General features: G+C 41.9%; 16 protein-coding genes. 9 read left to right on the top strand and 7 right to left on the bottom strand.

All coding sequences use genetic code 11. The features are described from left to right. Positions 1 to 11: 11 nt before the first annotated feature. Genes ccoS through G4420_RS03980 form a run of 4 tightly spaced genes read right to left on the bottom strand, consistent with a single transcriptional unit; the run spans position 12 to position 3,381 of the window. Positions 12 to 203: a cbb3-type cytochrome oxidase assembly protein CcoS gene (ccoS, locus tag G4420_RS03995; RefSeq protein ID WP_163322275.1), complete on the bottom strand. Its 192-nt coding sequence runs from the start codon at positions 201 to 203 to the stop codon at positions 12 to 14. Then, positions 204 to 1,079 carry a c-type cytochrome gene (locus G4420_RS03990; protein WP_163322274.1) on the bottom strand — a complete coding sequence of 292 codons (876 nt, stop codon included), beginning with the start codon at positions 1,077 to 1,079 and terminating at the stop codon, positions 204 to 206. A gap of 6 nt (positions 1,080 to 1,085) precedes the next feature. Next, positions 1,086 to 2,444, bottom strand: coding sequence for an NrfD/PsrC family molybdoenzyme membrane anchor subunit (gene nrfD / locus G4420_RS03985; protein WP_163322273.1), 1,359 nt, complete (start codon positions 2,442 to 2,444; stop codon positions 1,086 to 1,088). A gap of 19 nt (positions 2,445 to 2,463) precedes the next feature. Beyond that, complete coding sequence (locus G4420_RS03980; protein ID WP_163322272.1) at positions 2,464 to 3,381, bottom strand: 4Fe-4S dicluster domain-containing protein; 918 nt, start codon at positions 3,379 to 3,381, stop codon at positions 2,464 to 2,466. Between the two features lie 672 nt (positions 3,382 to 4,053). Here G4420_RS03980 and G4420_RS03975 point away from each other — a divergent pair. From G4420_RS03975 to G4420_RS03940, 8 genes are all read left to right on the top strand, one after another. Further along, positions 4,054 to 4,869 (top strand): SCO family protein, encoded by an 816-nt coding sequence (locus G4420_RS03975; protein WP_163322271.1) that lies wholly within the window; start codon positions 4,054 to 4,056, stop codon positions 4,867 to 4,869. Between the two features lie 10 nt (positions 4,870 to 4,879). Next, positions 4,880 to 6,493 carry a cytochrome c oxidase subunit I gene (locus G4420_RS03970; protein WP_163322270.1) on the top strand — a complete coding sequence of 538 codons (1,614 nt, stop codon included), beginning with the start codon at positions 4,880 to 4,882 and terminating at the stop codon, positions 6,491 to 6,493. 1 nt (position 6,494) lies between these two features. Next, complete coding sequence (locus tag G4420_RS03965; protein ID WP_163322269.1) at positions 6,495 to 7,124, top strand: cytochrome c oxidase subunit 3 family protein; 630 nt, start codon at positions 6,495 to 6,497, stop codon at positions 7,122 to 7,124. Positions 7,125 to 7,134: 10 nt separating this feature from the next. After that, a complete protein-coding gene (locus G4420_RS03960; protein ID WP_163322268.1) occupies positions 7,135 to 7,425 on the top strand; it encodes a cytochrome C oxidase subunit IV family protein in 291 nt (96 codons plus the stop codon). A gap of 2 nt (positions 7,426 to 7,427) precedes the next feature. Next, positions 7,428 to 8,378 (top strand): cytochrome c oxidase subunit II, encoded by a 951-nt coding sequence (coxB, locus tag G4420_RS03955; protein WP_163322267.1) that lies wholly within the window; start codon positions 7,428 to 7,430, stop codon positions 8,376 to 8,378. Between the two features lie 107 nt (positions 8,379 to 8,485). Beyond that, positions 8,486 to 9,346: a protoheme IX farnesyltransferase gene (locus tag G4420_RS03950; RefSeq protein ID WP_163322266.1), complete on the top strand. Its 861-nt coding sequence runs from the start codon at positions 8,486 to 8,488 to the stop codon at positions 9,344 to 9,346. Positions 9,347 to 9,411: 65 nt separating this feature from the next. Next, on the top strand, positions 9,412 to 10,665 hold the full coding sequence (locus tag G4420_RS03945; protein ID WP_045026121.1) for a DEAD/DEAH box helicase: 1,254 nt from the start codon (positions 9,412 to 9,414) through the stop codon (positions 10,663 to 10,665). After that, complete coding sequence (locus tag G4420_RS03940) at positions 10,662 to 11,189, top strand: hypothetical protein (RefSeq protein ID WP_163322265.1); 528 nt, start codon at positions 10,662 to 10,664, stop codon at positions 11,187 to 11,189. The genes G4420_RS03945 and G4420_RS03940 overlap by 4 nt, the downstream gene beginning before the upstream one ends. A gap of 282 nt (positions 11,190 to 11,471) precedes the next feature. Here the strand turns inward: G4420_RS03940 and G4420_RS03935 are convergent, their stop codons facing one another. From G4420_RS03935 to G4420_RS03925, 3 genes are all read right to left on the bottom strand, one after another. Beyond that, positions 11,472 to 12,707, bottom strand: a complete 1,236-nt coding sequence (locus G4420_RS03935; RefSeq protein ID WP_163322264.1) for a spondin domain-containing protein — start codon at positions 12,705 to 12,707, stop codon at positions 11,472 to 11,474. Positions 12,708 to 13,172: 465 nt separating this feature from the next. After that, complete coding sequence (locus tag G4420_RS03930; protein WP_163322263.1) at positions 13,173 to 14,642, bottom strand: sensor histidine kinase; 1,470 nt, start codon at positions 14,640 to 14,642, stop codon at positions 13,173 to 13,175. A gap of 12 nt (positions 14,643 to 14,654) precedes the next feature. After that, a complete protein-coding gene (locus tag G4420_RS03925) occupies positions 14,655 to 15,374 on the bottom strand; it encodes a response regulator transcription factor (RefSeq protein ID WP_204273586.1) in 720 nt (239 codons plus the stop codon). 339 nt (positions 15,375 to 15,713) lie between these two features. On the opposite strand from G4420_RS03925, the gene G4420_RS03920 reads away from it, so the two are divergent. Continuing rightward, on the top strand, positions 15,714 to 16,637 hold the full coding sequence (locus tag G4420_RS03920; protein WP_163322262.1) for an RES domain-containing protein: 924 nt from the start codon (positions 15,714 to 15,716) through the stop codon (positions 16,635 to 16,637). Positions 16,638 to 16,660 lie beyond the last annotated feature (23 nt).

Genomic DNA, 16,660 nt, shown 5'->3' with positions numbered 1-16,660 from the left:
GAGTTGGATAATTATTTTTTATTATTCTTTTTTTCTTCAATGGTTTCAGATTCCGATTCTACATCGTCGTCGTCAAACAGCATCCGCATCGATGGAGTTTCGTTGTCGTCGTATTGTCCCGAACGTACCGACCAGATAAATGCGCCCAAAAAAATGAGCGCTACCAGTAAACTTACTCCTATAAGCAGATAAAAAATGTTCATTTATTCCTGTTTGCCCGCTCGGCTAATTTTAAAAATCAGAAATACCACATAGCCAATTGTTCCCCATGCTCCCAGAACAGCTGCCAGGTAAGACAGTAACAGCCATACTTGTATATTTTCGTTCGTCGACCAAAGCACTTCCTTTTGTATTAATTTTGGAGTTGGTTTTGGCTGTCCTACTTTTGCCGCGTCGAGCACAACATCTTCGTTAATAAAACCTTCGCCCAGGTCAATAACCAGCGTTACCATTCCCTGTTCATCGCCGATCAGGCTTTCAGGAATGTGATACTCCGCGCGTCCTTCATCGTTGGTAAGCACTTGCCCTATTGGTAGCGTTCCGAAAGCTTTTTTAGCTCCAATTGAAATTGGCGTTTCGGCCAGCACCACATAATTACTGTCTTTATCCTGGTACTCGGCAAATACTTCAACCTGGCGTTGTTCTTCATTTACCGAAGCCAAAATCTTAGCCTTTTTAGGCGGTTCTTCCACCAATACCGGTTCGTTCTCGGGGTTGAAGTTACGGATGTAGTTCACCAAACGCCAGCGGTCGTCTTCCGAAATTGTGGTCTCAAACTGTGGCATTCCACCACGGCCGTGCGTAATTTTATAGAATAATTCGCCATCGGTGTTGGCTTGCATGATGTCGCTGGTAAAATCGGGTGGGGGAGGAACCAATGGTAATGCGTTGTTTTTACCCGGATCTCCGTGACACGATTTACAGCTTTGTAAATACAGGTCTTTTCCTTTTTTTACGTTGTCGAGATTATATTCTGATGGATTCTGAACACTCTTCTGATCTTCAGGAACCAACCATTCCTGCGCCATTCCCTGCTGTGCAAGAAAAACTAATGCTGCAAATAATAATTTGATCTTCATGTTCTTTTATTTTTTCGGTTCAGCAAGAATTTTTTTGTCAATACCTTTTTCCTCGGCGTACTCCCAAATGGTGATTACAGGGAACATTTTGGCCAGTACAGTAATAATAAGCAGTGCTGCCATAAAAGAGAAAAGGGTAATCATGATCTCGATACTGGTTGGCGAATAATGTTTGAAATAATCGGGCACATTTTGCACCGGCAAAAACGGGTGTTCCATTGTTGGAATAACAATAATGTAGCGTTTTAACCACGATGCGATCAGTACGAAAACGGAGATAATGGTTAATGGTAACGGTTTTCTGAAAAATCTGAAAAGCATCAGGAAAATCGGTAATATTAATCCAGTCATTTGTGTCCACCAGAACATGGGGGCAAAACTTCCTACAAAAAGGTTGCGCAGGTGAATACCTTCGGCGGTTTTCATTTTATAGGCCGGTACCCAAAATTCGTTGATGTTGAAATACAGGTAAACCAAACAAACAAAAACCAGCAGTTTTCCCATATAATCGAAATGCAGGTCTTCAAAATATTCGCCTAAACGGTAACGAACTCGGTAGGCATACATTAATATAACCACGGCTGCTGCACCGGCTACAAAAGCACCGGCAACAAAGTAAGGTCCGAAAATGGTGGTATCCCAACCCGAACGCAATGTGGCTGCAAATAACCATGATGTTACGGTGTGGATGGATAAACCTACCGGAATGATCAGAATCATAAGAATACGCATGGCATGGTAAACCAGTTTGTATTGCTCTGCATTTCCTTTCCAGCCGAGTGCCATGATTTTGTATACTTTCATTTTCCAGGTCGGAATATCGTCGCCACCCCGGTCGCGTATTAAAGCCAGATCGGGAATAAGCGGAAGATAATATAGCAATACTGAAATAGTAAGGTAAGTAGTAACTACTGTTACGTCCCAGATGATAGGCGAGGCAAAACGACCGTGTAAAAATACGTTGAGAAAGCGGTCGGGGCGTCCCATGTCGTTAATAATAATAATACCTGCTAAAGCTACTCCGGCAATGGCAACTTGCTCGGCCACACGCGAAATGGGGTGCGACCACTTTATTTTTAACAAGTGCAATGCAGAGCTTATTAGAAAACCAATCAAACTTATTGCCACAAAAAATACAAAGTTGGCAATATACATTCCCCACGAAACGTAGTCGCGCATACCGGTAACTCCCAGACCGTCGCGAATTTGTATTCCCCATCCCCACAGTCCAACGCCGGCAAACATAATGAGTATGAAATACCAAAAACGGGTGAGCTCGTCGCGTTTTACAATCGAACGGGTGAGGTCGAAAGTTATCTTATCCAATAATTTCCGGGATTCTTCCGGCGATTTTGTTTTTTCCATCGTTTAAAGATTAGTCGGTTTATGAGTGGTGATCTTCAATTTCGCCCTGAAACGGGAAAGCCCTGTCCTTTGGAGGCAGGTAATAAACACGAGGTTTGGTACCCAGCTCAGGCATTAAGGTATAAGCTGCATTGTCTCTAACTAACTTGCTGAAGCTAACCGTTTCGTGTGTAGTTCCGTTTGTAACTGCATCTTCGTTTTGGTCGCCAAACCAGTAAACTCCGTTGGGGCACGACGAAACACATGTTGGAAGTTTCCCGTCGCGTAAACGGTCGGCGCTAAACAAACATTTCGAAATGGTGCCTTTTTTCTGCGGAACGTTGGCTTCTATGTTATAAGTAACGCCTTCGTATTTTTCGGCATCGCGTGGCTCAAACCAGTTGAAAACCCTTGCCGAATAAGGACAAGCTGCAATACAAAAGCGACAACCGATACAGCGTTCATTATCAATAAGAACAATGCCGTCTTCGCGTTTAAAAGTTGCATTAACCGGACATACTTTTGTACATGGTGGGTTATCGCAATGCTGACATGGTTTTGGCATGTAATACGGAGCAGTATCTTCAGCATCCTGCATTTGTAATACATTAATATGGTGTTGCTCCGGACGCAATTGATGGTGCTTTTGGCAACCTTTCATACACTCGCGGGCATTGCGGCATTTCGATAAGTCGATTACCATCACAAATTTGCGGCCTGGTAAGCCTTTTCTTCCCCTCTTTTGTTGCTCCGTAAGGTTCGGCATGTCAGCAGGTTTCAGCTGTGCCTTGTTTACTTCAACAAGTTCTCCACTCGATGTAAGCAGCTTAATTGTGTCTCCCGAGGCGGTCTCCACCTGGGTACATGAACTTAAAAGACTGGAGCCTCCAACTAGTCCGGCTGCACCAACTGACACACCCAGCTTTTTCACGAAATTTCTGCGTGATTTATTTTCCATAAACAGACATTTATTTTAGAACTATGGTGCTGAAATCAATGCTTATTTCAGCTAAATTTAGTTTCTCAACCTTACGAATTTATAAAATATGCGCAAAGCGGCAAACTAATCCGGTCCGCTCAATAATAAAAGACCAAATTGACTTTAAATGTTATAAGTGAGTAAGTTACAGTGTTTTTCTGTATTTGTAAAATTTTATTTTTTGTATAATAACTTGATATCAGATGAGATAGGTTTTGGGGTTGAAAAAAATATATTTTTCGGATGAACAAATGCATTTACGTGTTGTTTATAAAGGATTTTTTTGAAGAGCTGAATACCGCAAGAACGTGACTGAAGTCACATATAAATATGCTGCAAAACATGTTCTAAATAAGACTCTGCTTCTCTACGAATGGCATAAAGTTACGGGATTCCCTGAAAATTCAAGCTTTAAATATTCTGTATTTTCAGCGTATATATTACCTGAAAGAAGTAAAATCGCAAAAAATTAAAAGAAACTTATTCTTTACATAAACATTATCAGTCTTTTGTGGTTTTAAGATATGAAATAAGGTAAAAAGGTATTATTGTATTTCGCCGGAGACGCGAAATTGATAAAACTTAAAACCTGTTATAACGTACTATTCATTTAAAAACTAAAATAAACCTTGCCGTATTGGTCTGGCTTCTATGAAAAAGACTGTAAATTATATTACAACGTTTCTTGCAGGTGTCTTTCTGCTACTTGCTCAAGTGTCAAATTCTCAAAGCGTAATTAATCCTGCCGCTACCGACGATGATGTTGAAATAGGGGTGGTGGAACATCTCGACGATTATTTACCCGATAGTATTTCGCTGATAAATGAAGCCGGCGAGCAGGTGTGGTTGTCAGATTTAATAGATAAGCCAACCATTCTGAATTTTGTGTATTACCGCTGTCCGGGAATTTGTAGCCCGCTAATGGAAGCCGTTGCCGGGGTGATGGACAAATCAGATCTTGTTACCGGGGAAGATTACCAGGTTTTGACAATTAGTTTTGATCCGCGAGAAACAATCGATTTGGGAATCAGGAAAAAAACAAATTACCTGCAATTAATGAATAATCCCGAAAAAGTGGAGGAAGCAAAAACCGGCTGGTTATTTTTTGTTTCCGATAGTGCAAGTATTGTAAGGGCTACAACAGCAACAGGTTTTAAATACAAAAAAACAGGTAACGATTTTCTGCATGCAGCATCGTTAATCGTTGTAAGCCCCGATGAAAAAATTACCCGTTATTTAAATGGACTGTACTTTTTGCCGTTCGAATGGAAAATGGCCATTGTTGAAGCCTCGAAGGGCCAATCGGGACCTACCCTGAACAAAGTATTACGATTTTGTTATTCCTACGATCCGCAAGGACAAACATATGTGTTAAATGTGACTAAAGTAAGCGGAATCGTTATTATATTTTTTGGACTGGTTTTACTGCTATTCCTGGTATTAAAACCAAAGAAAAAAGTAAATTAAACTAAACTTTATGCATACAACAAATGCTGTTAATGGAGCAAACTACTTAACCTATCAGGGAAAATACAAAGGTTTGCTCGGATGGATTTTTTCCACTGACCATAAACGTATTGGTCTTCTTTATCTGTATTCGATAGCTACCATGTTTGCAACAGGTGTTTTGTTGGGGCTTGCCATGAAATTTGAATTGCTGGCTCCCGGTAAAACTATTATGGATGCACAAACCTATAACGCTACGTTTACAGTTCATGGTGTTATAATGATTTTTATGGTGGTGGTGCCCGGTTTACCCGCGGTTTTCGGAAACCTCATGATGCCGATAATGATCGGAGCCAAAGATGTGGCTTTCCCGAAACTGAATCTGCTTTCGTGGTGGTTGTACATTGCCGGAGTAGTTTTGGTGCTTTGCGCACTGTTGTTTGGTTCGGGAACTCCCGACACCGGCTGGACCTTTTATGCACCCTACAGTTTTAAAACCGGAACCAATTTGCTGCCCGCCGTATTCGGGGCATTTGTTTTGGGATTCTCATCCATCTTAACCGGGTTAAACTTTTTGGTGACCATTCACCGCTTGCGTTGCCCCGGAATGAAATGGACAAAACTTCCGCTATTTGTTTGGACTTTGTACGGAACAGCCTGGATTCAATTGCTGGCAACACCGGTGGTTGGTATCACCCTGGTATTGGTTGCCCTTGAACGGGTATTCGGAGTAGGCGTTTTTGACCCGGCTTTGGGCGGCGATCCTGTTTTGTATCAACACCTGTTCTGGATTTACTCGCACCCGGCAGTTTATATTATGATTCTGCCTGCTATGGGAGCTATTTCAGAGATTATTCCAACATTTTCGCAAAAACATATTTTTGGATATAAAGCAATTATCGCGTCAACATTGGCTATTGCATTTGTGGGCTACCTGGTTTGGGGCCACCACATGTTTACTGCCGGAATGAGCGGAACTGCACAATATTATTTTTCACTCCTCACATTTATTGTTGCCATACCAAGTGCAATAAAAGTTTTTAACTGGATATCGACGATGTATAAGGGATCGATCAATATCCAAACGCCCTTTTACTGGGCAGTGTCATTTATTTTTGTGTTTATGGTTGGTGGTTTAAGCGGCCTTGTTTTGGGGGCACTGGCTACCGATATTTATGTGCACGACACTGCCTTTGTTGTTGCCCATTTCCATTACATTGTTTTTGGCGGTACAGGCTTTGCCTTTTTTGCGGCAATGCACTACTGGTTCCCAAAAATATTTGGAAGAATGTATGATAAGGCCTGGGCCAATATTGGCTGGCTGGTTTTCTTTATCGGTTTTCTTGCCTTGTATTCACCCATGTTCTATTTGGGAATGATGGGAATGCCACGGCGTTATTACGACTACCTCGAAGAGTTCCATGGAGGAAATATCCTGAGCACACTGGGCTCGTGGGTATTGGTAACCGGTTTTATCATCATTGTTGTTAACCTGGTTCGCTCGGCCCGAAAAGGACCTCCTGCAGAAATGAATCCGTGGCACAGTAAAACACTGGAATGGACGGTTACTTCGCCGCCACCAGTATTAAATTTTGAGAAAGAACCTGTTTTGGGAGAAAAAGACGGACCTTATAACTATGACTAATATGGCTGAACATCAACATGCTCATATCGAACACCCCGATATGTACGATCCTGAATCGTCGAAAATCGGAATGTGGCTGTTTATTTTTACAGAATTACTGTTGTTTGGCGGCCTTTTTATCGTGTACTCGGTTTATCGTTATCTGAATGCTGATGCATTTCACCTGGCGGCCGAAGAACTAAACACTTTTATTGGGGCCTTTAATACCGTTATTCTATTGGTAAGTAGTATGACGATTGCCATGTCGACAACAGCTTTGCAGAAAGGACACAAAAAAGTAGCCATTGCATTGTTGGTAATTACATTTCTTATCGGCATTGGCTTTTTGGTTAATAAGTATATAGAGTGGGGCGTAAAATTCTCGCACGGAATCTGGCCGGGATCGGAACAGATGCTGAATGAAATGAGCCAGGGCGAAATCCTTTTCTTTGGTTTATACTTTGTAATGACCGGATTACATGCACTGCACATTATTGTGGGCCTCATAATTATGGGATTTGCAATGCGAGGTGTTGCCAACGGAAAAGTAAATGCCAAACGCCCGTCGTTACTCGATAACTGCGGATTGTACTGGCACCTTGTCGACCTGATCTGGATTTTCCTGTTCCCCTTATTTTATCTCATCCATTAAAACTAACACTATGTCAGAAGATAAACATCATCATATCGTTCCATACCGATTATACGTCATCGTTTTGGTGGCGCTGTTGGCACTAACTTTTGCATCGATAGGAATAACTTCAATAGAACTGGGTGAATATACCGTTGCCGCAGCTTTACTGTTTGCAGTAATAAAGTCGGTACTGGTGTTAACTTACTTCATGCACCTTAAATACGACAAACCATACATTAAACTTATGGTGGCCTTTGTGTTTGCCATTTTTGTGGTTGTGATTGTGATAACCTTTTTAGATTACCTCTATAGAGTATAACTATGTATAGCTCAGAAATAACCAAAGCCTCAAATTTTGTTCAGGGTGTCGACACTGCATTTCTTGTCATAATGGGCATATCGTTTTTGTTCCTTATTGGGCTAACGGTGGTAATGCTTGTCTTCATTTTTAAATACAACAAGAAAAAAAATCCGAAAGCAACACAGATTGAAGGAAGCACCAAATTGGAAATTATCTGGACTGTTATTCCTTTTCTTATTACCATGCTGATGTTTTACTACGGCTGGGCAGGGTGGAAACCCATGCAACGCGCACCAAAAGACGCGATGGAAATTACCGCCTACGGACGGATGTGGAACTTTAGTTTTGAATATGAAAATGGCCGACGTACCGATACGCTTTTCCTGCCAAAAGACCAGCCGGTTAAATTAAACCTGGTGGCCATGGATGTGTTGCACAGTCTTTACATCCCGGCATTTCGTGTGAAGCAGGATATGGTACCCGGTAAAAAAGATAATTTCATGTGGTTTGAGCCGCAAAAAGTGGGAACCTACGAACTGTTCTGTGCCGAATATTGCGGGTTGCAACACTCCTATATGTACACTTATGTGGAGGTGATGGAAGATTCTGCTTTTCAGTCGTGGATAACCGATACAACAAGTGTTGCTGCTTCGGTGGCTGAAATAGAATCGCCTGCTGCAACGGGTAAACGGATTATGCAAAATATCGGTTGTTTTGCCTGTCATACACTGGATGGAACAAAATTGGTTGGCCCAAGTTTTAAAGGTATTTGGGGCGAAGAACAAACGGTGCAAACCGGCCGCGAAAAACGTCAGGTTACGGTGGACGAAGATTACATTCGGAAATCGATATACGAACCAAATGCCGATGTTGTGGACGGATACAATAAAGGCTTAATGGTATCGTACGAAGGGCAACTTTCAGATGACGATATTAATAATATTATTGAGTACCTGAAAACGGTGAAGTAGATAAAGGATTAGTGATAAAGGATTAATTTGAAATTGAGTAGGCAGTAGGCAAAATACAATAGGCAAAATACTAATGTATTTTATGTGTCTAATGTGGTTCAAATAATATGAAACAGCAGCTAAAAATAATATACGAATTGGGCAAGGTGCGAATATCGTTACCCATTGCTTTATCGGCATTAACCGGTTATGTGCTTTTTACACACGATGTTGATGCACAGGGGTGGTGGTTGTTGCTGGGCGTATTTTTTATGGCTTGCAGTTCGAGTGTTCTCAACCACTGGCAGGAGCGCGATGTTGATGCTCAAATGCCACGCACAAAAGATCGGCCGCTGCCTAGTGGAAAAATCAGCCCCCAAAATGCTTTATTGGTGGCCATTGCTTTTGCTTTTGTTGGTTCAATCGTTCTTATTATTAGCAATCCGCCGATGGCTTTGGCTTTAAGCTGGCTAACGCTTTTCTTTTACAACGGCGTTTACACCCCGCTAAAAAAAGTATCGGCTTTTGCGGTTATTCCCGGGTCGATGGTTGGCGCAATTCCACCTATGATCGGTTGGGCCGGAGCGGGTGGAAGTCTTTCCTCTGAAATAATATTATTGGTAGCAGCCTTCTTTTTTATCGGGCAAATTCCGCATTTCTGGTTGCTACTGTTGATGTTTGGCGAGCAATATAAACTGGCAAAAATGCCCAGTCTGAACCAGCTTTTTTCCGAACTGCAAATAAAACGGGTAACCTACACCTGGATTCTCACAACAATAGCATCCGCATTCCTGGTTATCTTTTTTGTTATCGGCAACAAACTCATCATGTTCTTGCTACTATTTTACATCTTTTACCTCCTGTCGTCGCTCACCATGGCGGTTTTTGTTCAGGACGAGTTTAAAGTACGCCCCTCATTCTACAAACTCAACTTCCTTTACCTTTTTATGATGATCTTTTTAATTGTTGACAGTTTGGTTCATACATAAGGTGGTGTAATCCTACTGTGCCGTTTATTTTAACTACATTTGTAAGCACATATTAAAAGTATTGAATGACGTTTGAAGAACTTGGCATTAATTACGATTTATTAGATGCCATAGAATACATGGGATTTAAAAATGCTACTCCGATTCAGGAGCAGGCAATTCCCATTATATTGGAAGGTAGCGACCTTATAGCCTGTGCCCAAACCGGAACAGGAAAAACCGCAGCTTTTTTGCTCCCTATTCTTGATTTAATTGCCGATTTACCCGGCGGAGAAACCTCAACACTGATTATTGTACCAACGCGCGAGCTGGCCATGCAAATCGATCAGCAGGTGCAGGGAATTGGCTATACCATGGGCATCCATTCCATTGCCTTGTATGGCGGTGGCGATGGTGACGAATGGGGCCAACAAAAACGGGCATTGACCAAAGGAGCCGACATTATTATTGCTACCCCTGGAAAATTGATCTCGCACCTGAACCTGGGATACGTAAAATTTGATAAGATCGAATTTCTGATTCTTGATGAGGCCGACCGGATGCTGGATATTGGTTTTTACGAGGACATTACAAAGATTATTTCGTACCTGCCAAAAGAGCGCCAAACGCTGATGTTCAGTGCAACTATGGCACCGAAGATCAGGAAGCTGGCTTCGGAGATTCTGAATAATCCTAAGGAGATAAACATTGCCATGTCGAAACCGGCAGAAGGCGTGTTACAGGCCGCGTACCTTATTTACGATAAACAAAAGGGCGATTTGGTGGCGCACCTCATTTCGGAAAATCCGGATTACAGCAGTGTAATCATTTTCTGCTCAACCAAGCGCGTAACCAACGAATTGGCAAAAAGGCTAAAAAAGAAAGGTTTTGATGCCGAAGCTATTTCTTCGGATCTGGAACAACGTGAGCGCGAAAATGTGCTGAACGGATTTCGATCCAGGCGGATTCGTATTTTGGTGGCTACCGATGTAATGAGCCGCGGTATCGATATTAAAGATATTAACCTGGTGATCAACTACGATGTGCCGGGCGATGCTGAAGACTATGTACACCGCGTTGGACGTACTGCGCGTGCCGATTCAACAGGAGTGGCACTTACCCTGGTGAACGAAGACGACATGTACAAGTTCCATCGTATTGAGGAGCTGATCGAGCGCGAAGTATTTAAAATTCCGCTACCCGAGCAGTTTGGCGAAGGCCCTGCATGGCGGACTCCTTCGAAAGGGAAAAAGCACGGACACGGGAAATTTCATAAATACAAAAAAGGAAACAGCCAGCACAAACACCGTCAGTCGTACCAGAAAAAAAAGAAACAATGAATTGGAAAGGATTAGCCACTTTCATTTTGGTTGTAACCTCATTTAGCTTGTTTGCACAGGAAAATCCTTTAAGTCGTTTTGAAACCATAATTGGAAAGTGGGAAGGTACCGGCGAGGGTTTTGGAAATGCAAAATCAAAAATTACAGCCGATTATTCGTGGCTGATGAATAAACAATACATCGAAGTAAAGCACCACTCAGAGTTTGAACCAACAGCACAAAATGCCGAAGGTGAAAAACACGACGACAAAGGAATTATCAGTTTCGACAGTGCCCGAAAAGTGGTGATGTTCCGTCAATACCACAACGAAGGTTATTTTACTGAATATGCTTTGAATGATTCCATTTCAACACCTAAAAAGATGGTTTTTGAAACAGAGCGGATTGAAAACTTTGTTCCGGGAGGCCGGGCGCGTTTCACCATAAATATTATCGCCTATAACGAGATAGAAACTGTTTTTGATGTTGGTTTCCCGGAAAGGGAAATGGCTTGTTTTGGCACCAACCGATTGAAAAAACAATAAAAGTTTTGAACGCTGATAAGACTGATTTAGCTGATTATCGCTGGAAGACGAGTTTAAACACAAGGACGCAAAGACACAAAGATCAAATTACTTTTGCCGACTGTTTTTTGCTTACTGCCTACTCATTCTGCAATCAAAAATCGTTAATCATCATTCGAAATTCTATTCAAGTTTGGTTCCCTGAACGGTGGATGGATTGTTACGGTACGAATCGTTTAAAAAAGAAATAAAAAATCCACCGGCTTTCACCGACGGATTCTTTGCTCTCATTTTCCCTCGCACCTACTTACTTTTTCTGATTGTTACCTTAATAATTTTATCTACGTCAGGATACATAAAGCCGTCGTCGAGTAAACGAACCAGACCGCCTTCGTCTTCATCCATCGATTTTGTTCCCGGGTATTCGTTTACTTCAGTTCCGGCATCCCACAGCATAATTTCGTCAGTTATATCCTGGGCTTCGTTACCGAAGTTCAACTTAATGCCACTGTCGCCAAAGGCAAAGAAAATATCGTTGGAGTTACCTAACATACTTGCAATACTCAGGTATTGGTTCGGCTGGGCATCAATACTAAAGGTGTATTTATCGCCGGGGAAAAGCGGACCTGCACTGTTTTTTCCGTCAGGAACAGCGTAAGCACCTGCGTGATATCCCATTCCAATCAGGCTGGCAGCCAGATCTCCTGGATTTCCGGTTTCTGCCAATAACTCCAAACCTTCGCCACGATCGGCTGTGTTGTTGGTGAAGATAGGCATTTCGTCTTTTGCATGAACCGCCCAAAGTACGGGAGCCACAGGCGAAACATAACCGCTGTGCATTTCCAGGTATTCACCCAGCGGACCTGCATTTCCGGTTTCTGCCAAAGCTTCCAGTCCCTTTCCGTAATCCAGTTCGCCTTCCATAAAAATCGGGTGCTGATCCATTGAATGAACCACCCAGGCAGTTGGTGAAAGTGGTGTTGCCGATCCGGGAAGCACATTGATTGTTAGTGTAAACATGCTTTCACCGTTGTATTCAAGAAGCACCTGAATATTTTCTTCAGTTGTTGAAACCATGTCGACCGGGTTACTTTCCTCTTCGTCGGTTGTCGATCCGTCAACTTCGGTTCCGGCATCCCACAAATAGATCATACTTGTAATGTCGCCCTCCAGTGCTGTTCCTCCGGGAAATAGTTCAATTCCATCGTCGCCCGGAGCATAAAACCAGTCGTTTGATGCGCCATACATGGAGGCAAAAGATAATTTGTGACTTGATCCGGCATGAAAATGAGCCGTAATGGTTTCGCCGGGATGTGCCGGAGGAGTTGCATCGCCGCCTGTAACGCCAAATTCGGCTCCTGCTTCAAAATAGTGGTAGGGTACAGAAACGTTTTCAACCGTTATCGTGTACATTTTTGCAGGAACCACATCGGGTAACATTCCGCTTTTTGTTTCCGGTTCCATCATTTCGTCTTTCTCGCAACTTGTAAAAAGGATTACAGCCAAAGCTGCGACCATTGTAAATTTTAATGCTTTCATTTTTTTTAGATTTTAATGTTAACTCACATCAAAATTCCGAAGAAAGTATCACAGCAAAGTCACAAGAATTTCAAGCTTTTATAAACTTTTTTCAGGGTTTTGTAATGCTTTAAGATTGCTTCACTTTGTTGCCAATAGCAGATGTGAAAAATTAGACCACCCCACCGCTGTAAACGCGGTCCTCCCCTCCTGGGAGGAGGGGAATTTAAAAACAGCGTAGCTAAATTTCCGGCTACTTACATTGTTTTTTATTGTAAAGCCAAAATTGGTTTACGAATTTTCTCCTCCTTACAGGAGGAGTACGCAGCGAAGCTGTGGGAGGTGGTTTTAATCGCCTGTCATTAACTCATTATGCCCGGTTTGGGCAGAGTCTCGCAATGCCAGATTCGAAGAACAGACACGTAATCCGTCAGCTGACATACAGGGTAACATTCTTATTGAGCCAAGTGAATAGTAGAACGAATCTTATGCCGAAAACGCCTTAGGCAGATCGAAAATAAATTTAGCTCCTTTTCCGTACTGGCTTTGCACCCGGATGTTTGAATGATGCAGATCGATAATTTTCTTAACGATGGCCAGCCCGAGGCCGGTGCTGTTCTCATCGTTACGCCCTTTAAAGTAACGCTGAAAAACGTTCGGCAGATCTTCCTGTTTAATCCCCGGCCCGGAATCAACAACGCGGACTTCCACTCTTTCCGGTTCTTTGGTGTCAATTTCAATGAGGATACTGTCGCCCTCGCGGCAAAATTTCATGGCATTGTCGATCAGGTTTTGCAGCACCCGGTTGATTAGCGAAATATCGGCCTCCACCACCGGAACATTTTTGGCAATTACCGTGTCGATATTGATACCTTTCTTTTGCGAGAGGATGCGGTATTTATTCACGATATCGTACACCAACTCCGAAATGGAAAATGGCTCGGTGTGTAGTTCAATCTGGTTGGTTTCCAGTTTCGATAATTCGAACAATTCTTCCACCAGCCGTTGCAAACGACCACAACTTTTAAAAATGATCTGATGGTACTTATTGCGTTCTTCCTCCGAAATATTATCCTGTTTTAGTATCAGCGTTTCGGCATATCCCTGAATGGAAGCCACCGGCGTACGCAAATCGTGCGACACATTGCTTATCAATTCGCGGCGAAGGTTGTCAACGCCTTCCAGTTCTCGAATGTTTTGTTCAATGGTGTCGGCCATCTGGTTAAAAACCAAAGCAATCCGGTCGAGTTCTCCTTCGCTTTTCACCGCAATACGCGATGCCAGGTTCCCCTTTTTAAATTCCTGAATTCCATCGATGATCGGGTTTAGTTTTTTGGTAATACCCCAAATGGCGAGCAAACCCACCAGCGCCGATATGATGAGGATAATAATAACCGAGCGGATGGACAAACCCAGGATATAACTGCCGATTACGGTTTGTGCGGCCGAAACATATTCCTGACTGGCCAACACAATATAAATGTAGCCTTTTAATACACCGCCTTCGGTAATGGTTGCGGCCGAGAAGGTTTTAAACTCTCCCGGATTCCGAGGATCGACGCCGTAAATAATGCTGTGATCCGGGTCGGCAATAAATTCCCTGATCGGTTCCAGGTTTACGCGCTCGAGTTTTACCACTTTCTCAGGGGCTACATATTTCAGTATCTTTCCTTCCGGATCGAGCAAATACACTTCAACAATCGGGTTGATCACCATCATCGAGTGCATGATGTCGGCAATGGCCTCGTCGCTGGCAATGTCGTCCTTCATCAGCGGCTGAATAACTTCCACAGTGCTGGTGGCCAGGTTGCGGTTCAGGCGCTGGTTCACCTCTACCGAATATTTGGCCGACGATTGTACCGAAATATACAGCGCAATGGCCGTAAACATAAAAAGTACCAGCAAAAATATGGCTGACACCTGCAGGTACAATCGGTTAAATATCTTAGTCTTCATCTTTTTTTACTTTTAATTTTCTCTGAATTTGTATCCAACTCCCCAGGTGGTAAGTATGTATTGCGGTTCGTTCATATTGGTTTCAATTTTCGAGCGCAGGCGGTTAATATGCGAGTTAACGGTGTGCTCAAATCCTTCGAACTCGTAGCCCCAAATCTGGTTGAGCAGCTGCATGCGGGTGTAGGTTCGTCCGGGGTGCGACGCCAGGTGAATCAGCAGGTCGAATTCTTTTGGCGAAAGCTCAATCCGCTTCCCGTTTAATTCAACAATACGCATCCCTACATTGATGTACAGATCATCGAAACGAATTTCTTTTTCTTCCGTTTCATTACTCGTCTGCGTGGAATCGTAACGCCGTAGCACCGCTTTTATCCGTGCCAGCAATTCGCGAATACCAAAAGGTTTCGAGATATAATCGTCGGCACCCATTTCAAGCCCGAGCACCTTGTCGATCTCTTCCGATTTGGATGTGAGCATTAAAATGGGGGTGTTTACCTTTTCCATTCGCAGGCGTTTACAAATCTCAAAACCGTCGAGCAGCGGAAGCCGGAGATCGAGCAAAATAAAGCGATACTGGTTGTTCAGCGCTTTCATTAATCCGTCTTTCCCGTCGAAAGCTTTGTCAACTTCCAGGTCCATATCGCTTAGATGAATGGCAACTAATTCGGAAATATCCTTGTCGTCTTCGATGATCAATGCCTTTTCCATGATAATGTTTTCTTTGTTGAACATCCGAAAGGTAGTTTGGGTTTATCACAGAAGTATCACAAAAAGGTAATTGTTGTGTCTCAGGGTGTTCTTTTTCAGGAAAATACGGTTTATTACTTAACAGAGTGATGGGTTTAAGCGAGGTTGATAAGATAATTGCCCGGCACCTCCCCACTTTTTATTATAATTATTATATTTAATGCACTAAAGATTATAACCATTGATACACGCATTAAAACAGCAAGCAACAAATTTGTATAGAATATACTTGAAGTTGACAATAATTTCGGTGTTAGGGGTTATGGTTGCTTTTGGTTGATGGGGAAAAAAGTTAGGAGCAATAAAAATCAACCCAACAATAAAATGACAAACAAAATAGAATTGCCTAAAATTGAGAATGTTAAAAAAGGTATCGATGAGTTGTTGCTTATTGAAAAGTGGGATAATTACAAAGTAAAGAGTAGTCCCAAAAAATTTGAGAAAAGATTTCATCAACTATTTACCCAGAAACTTGGGATATTCCCTCATATTCTCAAGATTATGAAAAGTGAAGATTTTACCTTCCCTTTTTATCGACTTAGAAAAGAGACAGGATCAATGAATAAAACCTTGATCTCGGAATATTCCTATCCTCCTAATAACGTCATAAAAAATATTCAAAGAGCAAATATCCCATATCACCCAGTATTTTATTGTGCAGACAGTCCAATGACTGCAATTGTTGAAACAATTAGAAATGAAAAAAACATAAATCCTAAACACAATTATTATTTATCTAGATGGGATTTAAAACCTGGTCTAGACTTTCGAGTTACACCATTTCTGTTTGGAAATCTTGCGGATACAAGTATCTATAAAACTCTTTCAGATGACAATTTAAATCAAATAGAAGAAACACTTAAAGGCTATTCAATTGATGAGATTAATGGAATGAAAAAGATATTAGAATTTTTAAGCCATCTTTTCATTTATGATAACTCTTATGTTGTTTCTAGTTTTATTGCTCACTCTTACATCTATGCGAAACACAATTTGAGAACTGATATTTTTATTTATCCAAGTCACCAATCAGACAGACAAAGTGTAAATTTTGCATTACATCCAAATGTCGTAACGGAAAAATTAAATTTGACAAAAGTGTATAAACTAAACATTGTAGATTTGCCAATGGATAATAATTCTTGTACCGTTAAAGTAAGCATGATTGGTAAAAATCAAGATTCAATAATATATTGGAATAATGTAGCAGATGACAATAAACTGGATGTCGAAGAATTATTTAAATAAACCACTACTGCTTGTAACCTTTT

It is taken from the genome of Draconibacterium mangrovi (assembly GCF_010586825.1).
Lineage (GTDB): Bacteria > Bacteroidota > Bacteroidia > Bacteroidales > Prolixibacteraceae > Draconibacterium > Draconibacterium mangrovi.
The sequence above is the reverse complement of the archived record's forward strand: the minus strand, read 5'-3'. Positions and strand labels throughout refer to the sequence as shown.

Coding starts and splice junctions, on each gene's coding strand:
- ccoS (WP_163322275.1), bottom strand. CDS start 203: ATGAACATTTTTTATCTGCTTATAGGAGTAAGTTTACTGGTAGCGCTC.
- G4420_RS03990 (WP_163322274.1), bottom strand. CDS start 1,079: ATGAAGATCAAATTATTATTTGCAGCATTAGTTTTTCTTGCACAGCAG.
- nrfD (WP_163322273.1), bottom strand. CDS start 2,444: ATGGAAAAAACAAAATCGCCGGAAGAATCCCGGAAATTATTGGATAAG.
- G4420_RS03980 (WP_163322272.1), bottom strand. CDS start 3,381: ATGGAAAATAAATCACGCAGAAATTTCGTGAAAAAGCTGGGTGTGTCA.
- G4420_RS03975 (WP_163322271.1), top strand. CDS start 4,054: ATGAAAAAGACTGTAAATTATATTACAACGTTTCTTGCAGGTGTCTTT.
- G4420_RS03970 (WP_163322270.1), top strand. CDS start 4,880: ATGCATACAACAAATGCTGTTAATGGAGCAAACTACTTAACCTATCAG.
- G4420_RS03965 (WP_163322269.1), top strand. CDS start 6,495: ATGGCTGAACATCAACATGCTCATATCGAACACCCCGATATGTACGAT.
- G4420_RS03960 (WP_163322268.1), top strand. CDS start 7,135: ATGTCAGAAGATAAACATCATCATATCGTTCCATACCGATTATACGTC.
- coxB (WP_163322267.1), top strand. CDS start 7,428: ATGTATAGCTCAGAAATAACCAAAGCCTCAAATTTTGTTCAGGGTGTC.
- G4420_RS03950 (WP_163322266.1), top strand. CDS start 8,486: ATGAAACAGCAGCTAAAAATAATATACGAATTGGGCAAGGTGCGAATA.
- G4420_RS03945 (WP_045026121.1), top strand. CDS start 9,412: ATGACGTTTGAAGAACTTGGCATTAATTACGATTTATTAGATGCCATA.
- G4420_RS03940 (WP_163322265.1), top strand. CDS start 10,662: ATGAATTGGAAAGGATTAGCCACTTTCATTTTGGTTGTAACCTCATTT.
- G4420_RS03935 (WP_163322264.1), bottom strand. CDS start 12,707: ATGAAAGCATTAAAATTTACAATGGTCGCAGCTTTGGCTGTAATCCTT.
- G4420_RS03930 (WP_163322263.1), bottom strand. CDS start 14,642: ATGAAGACTAAGATATTTAACCGATTGTACCTGCAGGTGTCAGCCATA.
- G4420_RS03925 (WP_204273586.1), bottom strand. CDS start 15,374: ATGTTCAACAAAGAAAACATTATCATGGAAAAGGCATTGATCATCGAA.
- G4420_RS03920 (WP_163322262.1), top strand. CDS start 15,714: ATGACAAACAAAATAGAATTGCCTAAAATTGAGAATGTTAAAAAAGGT.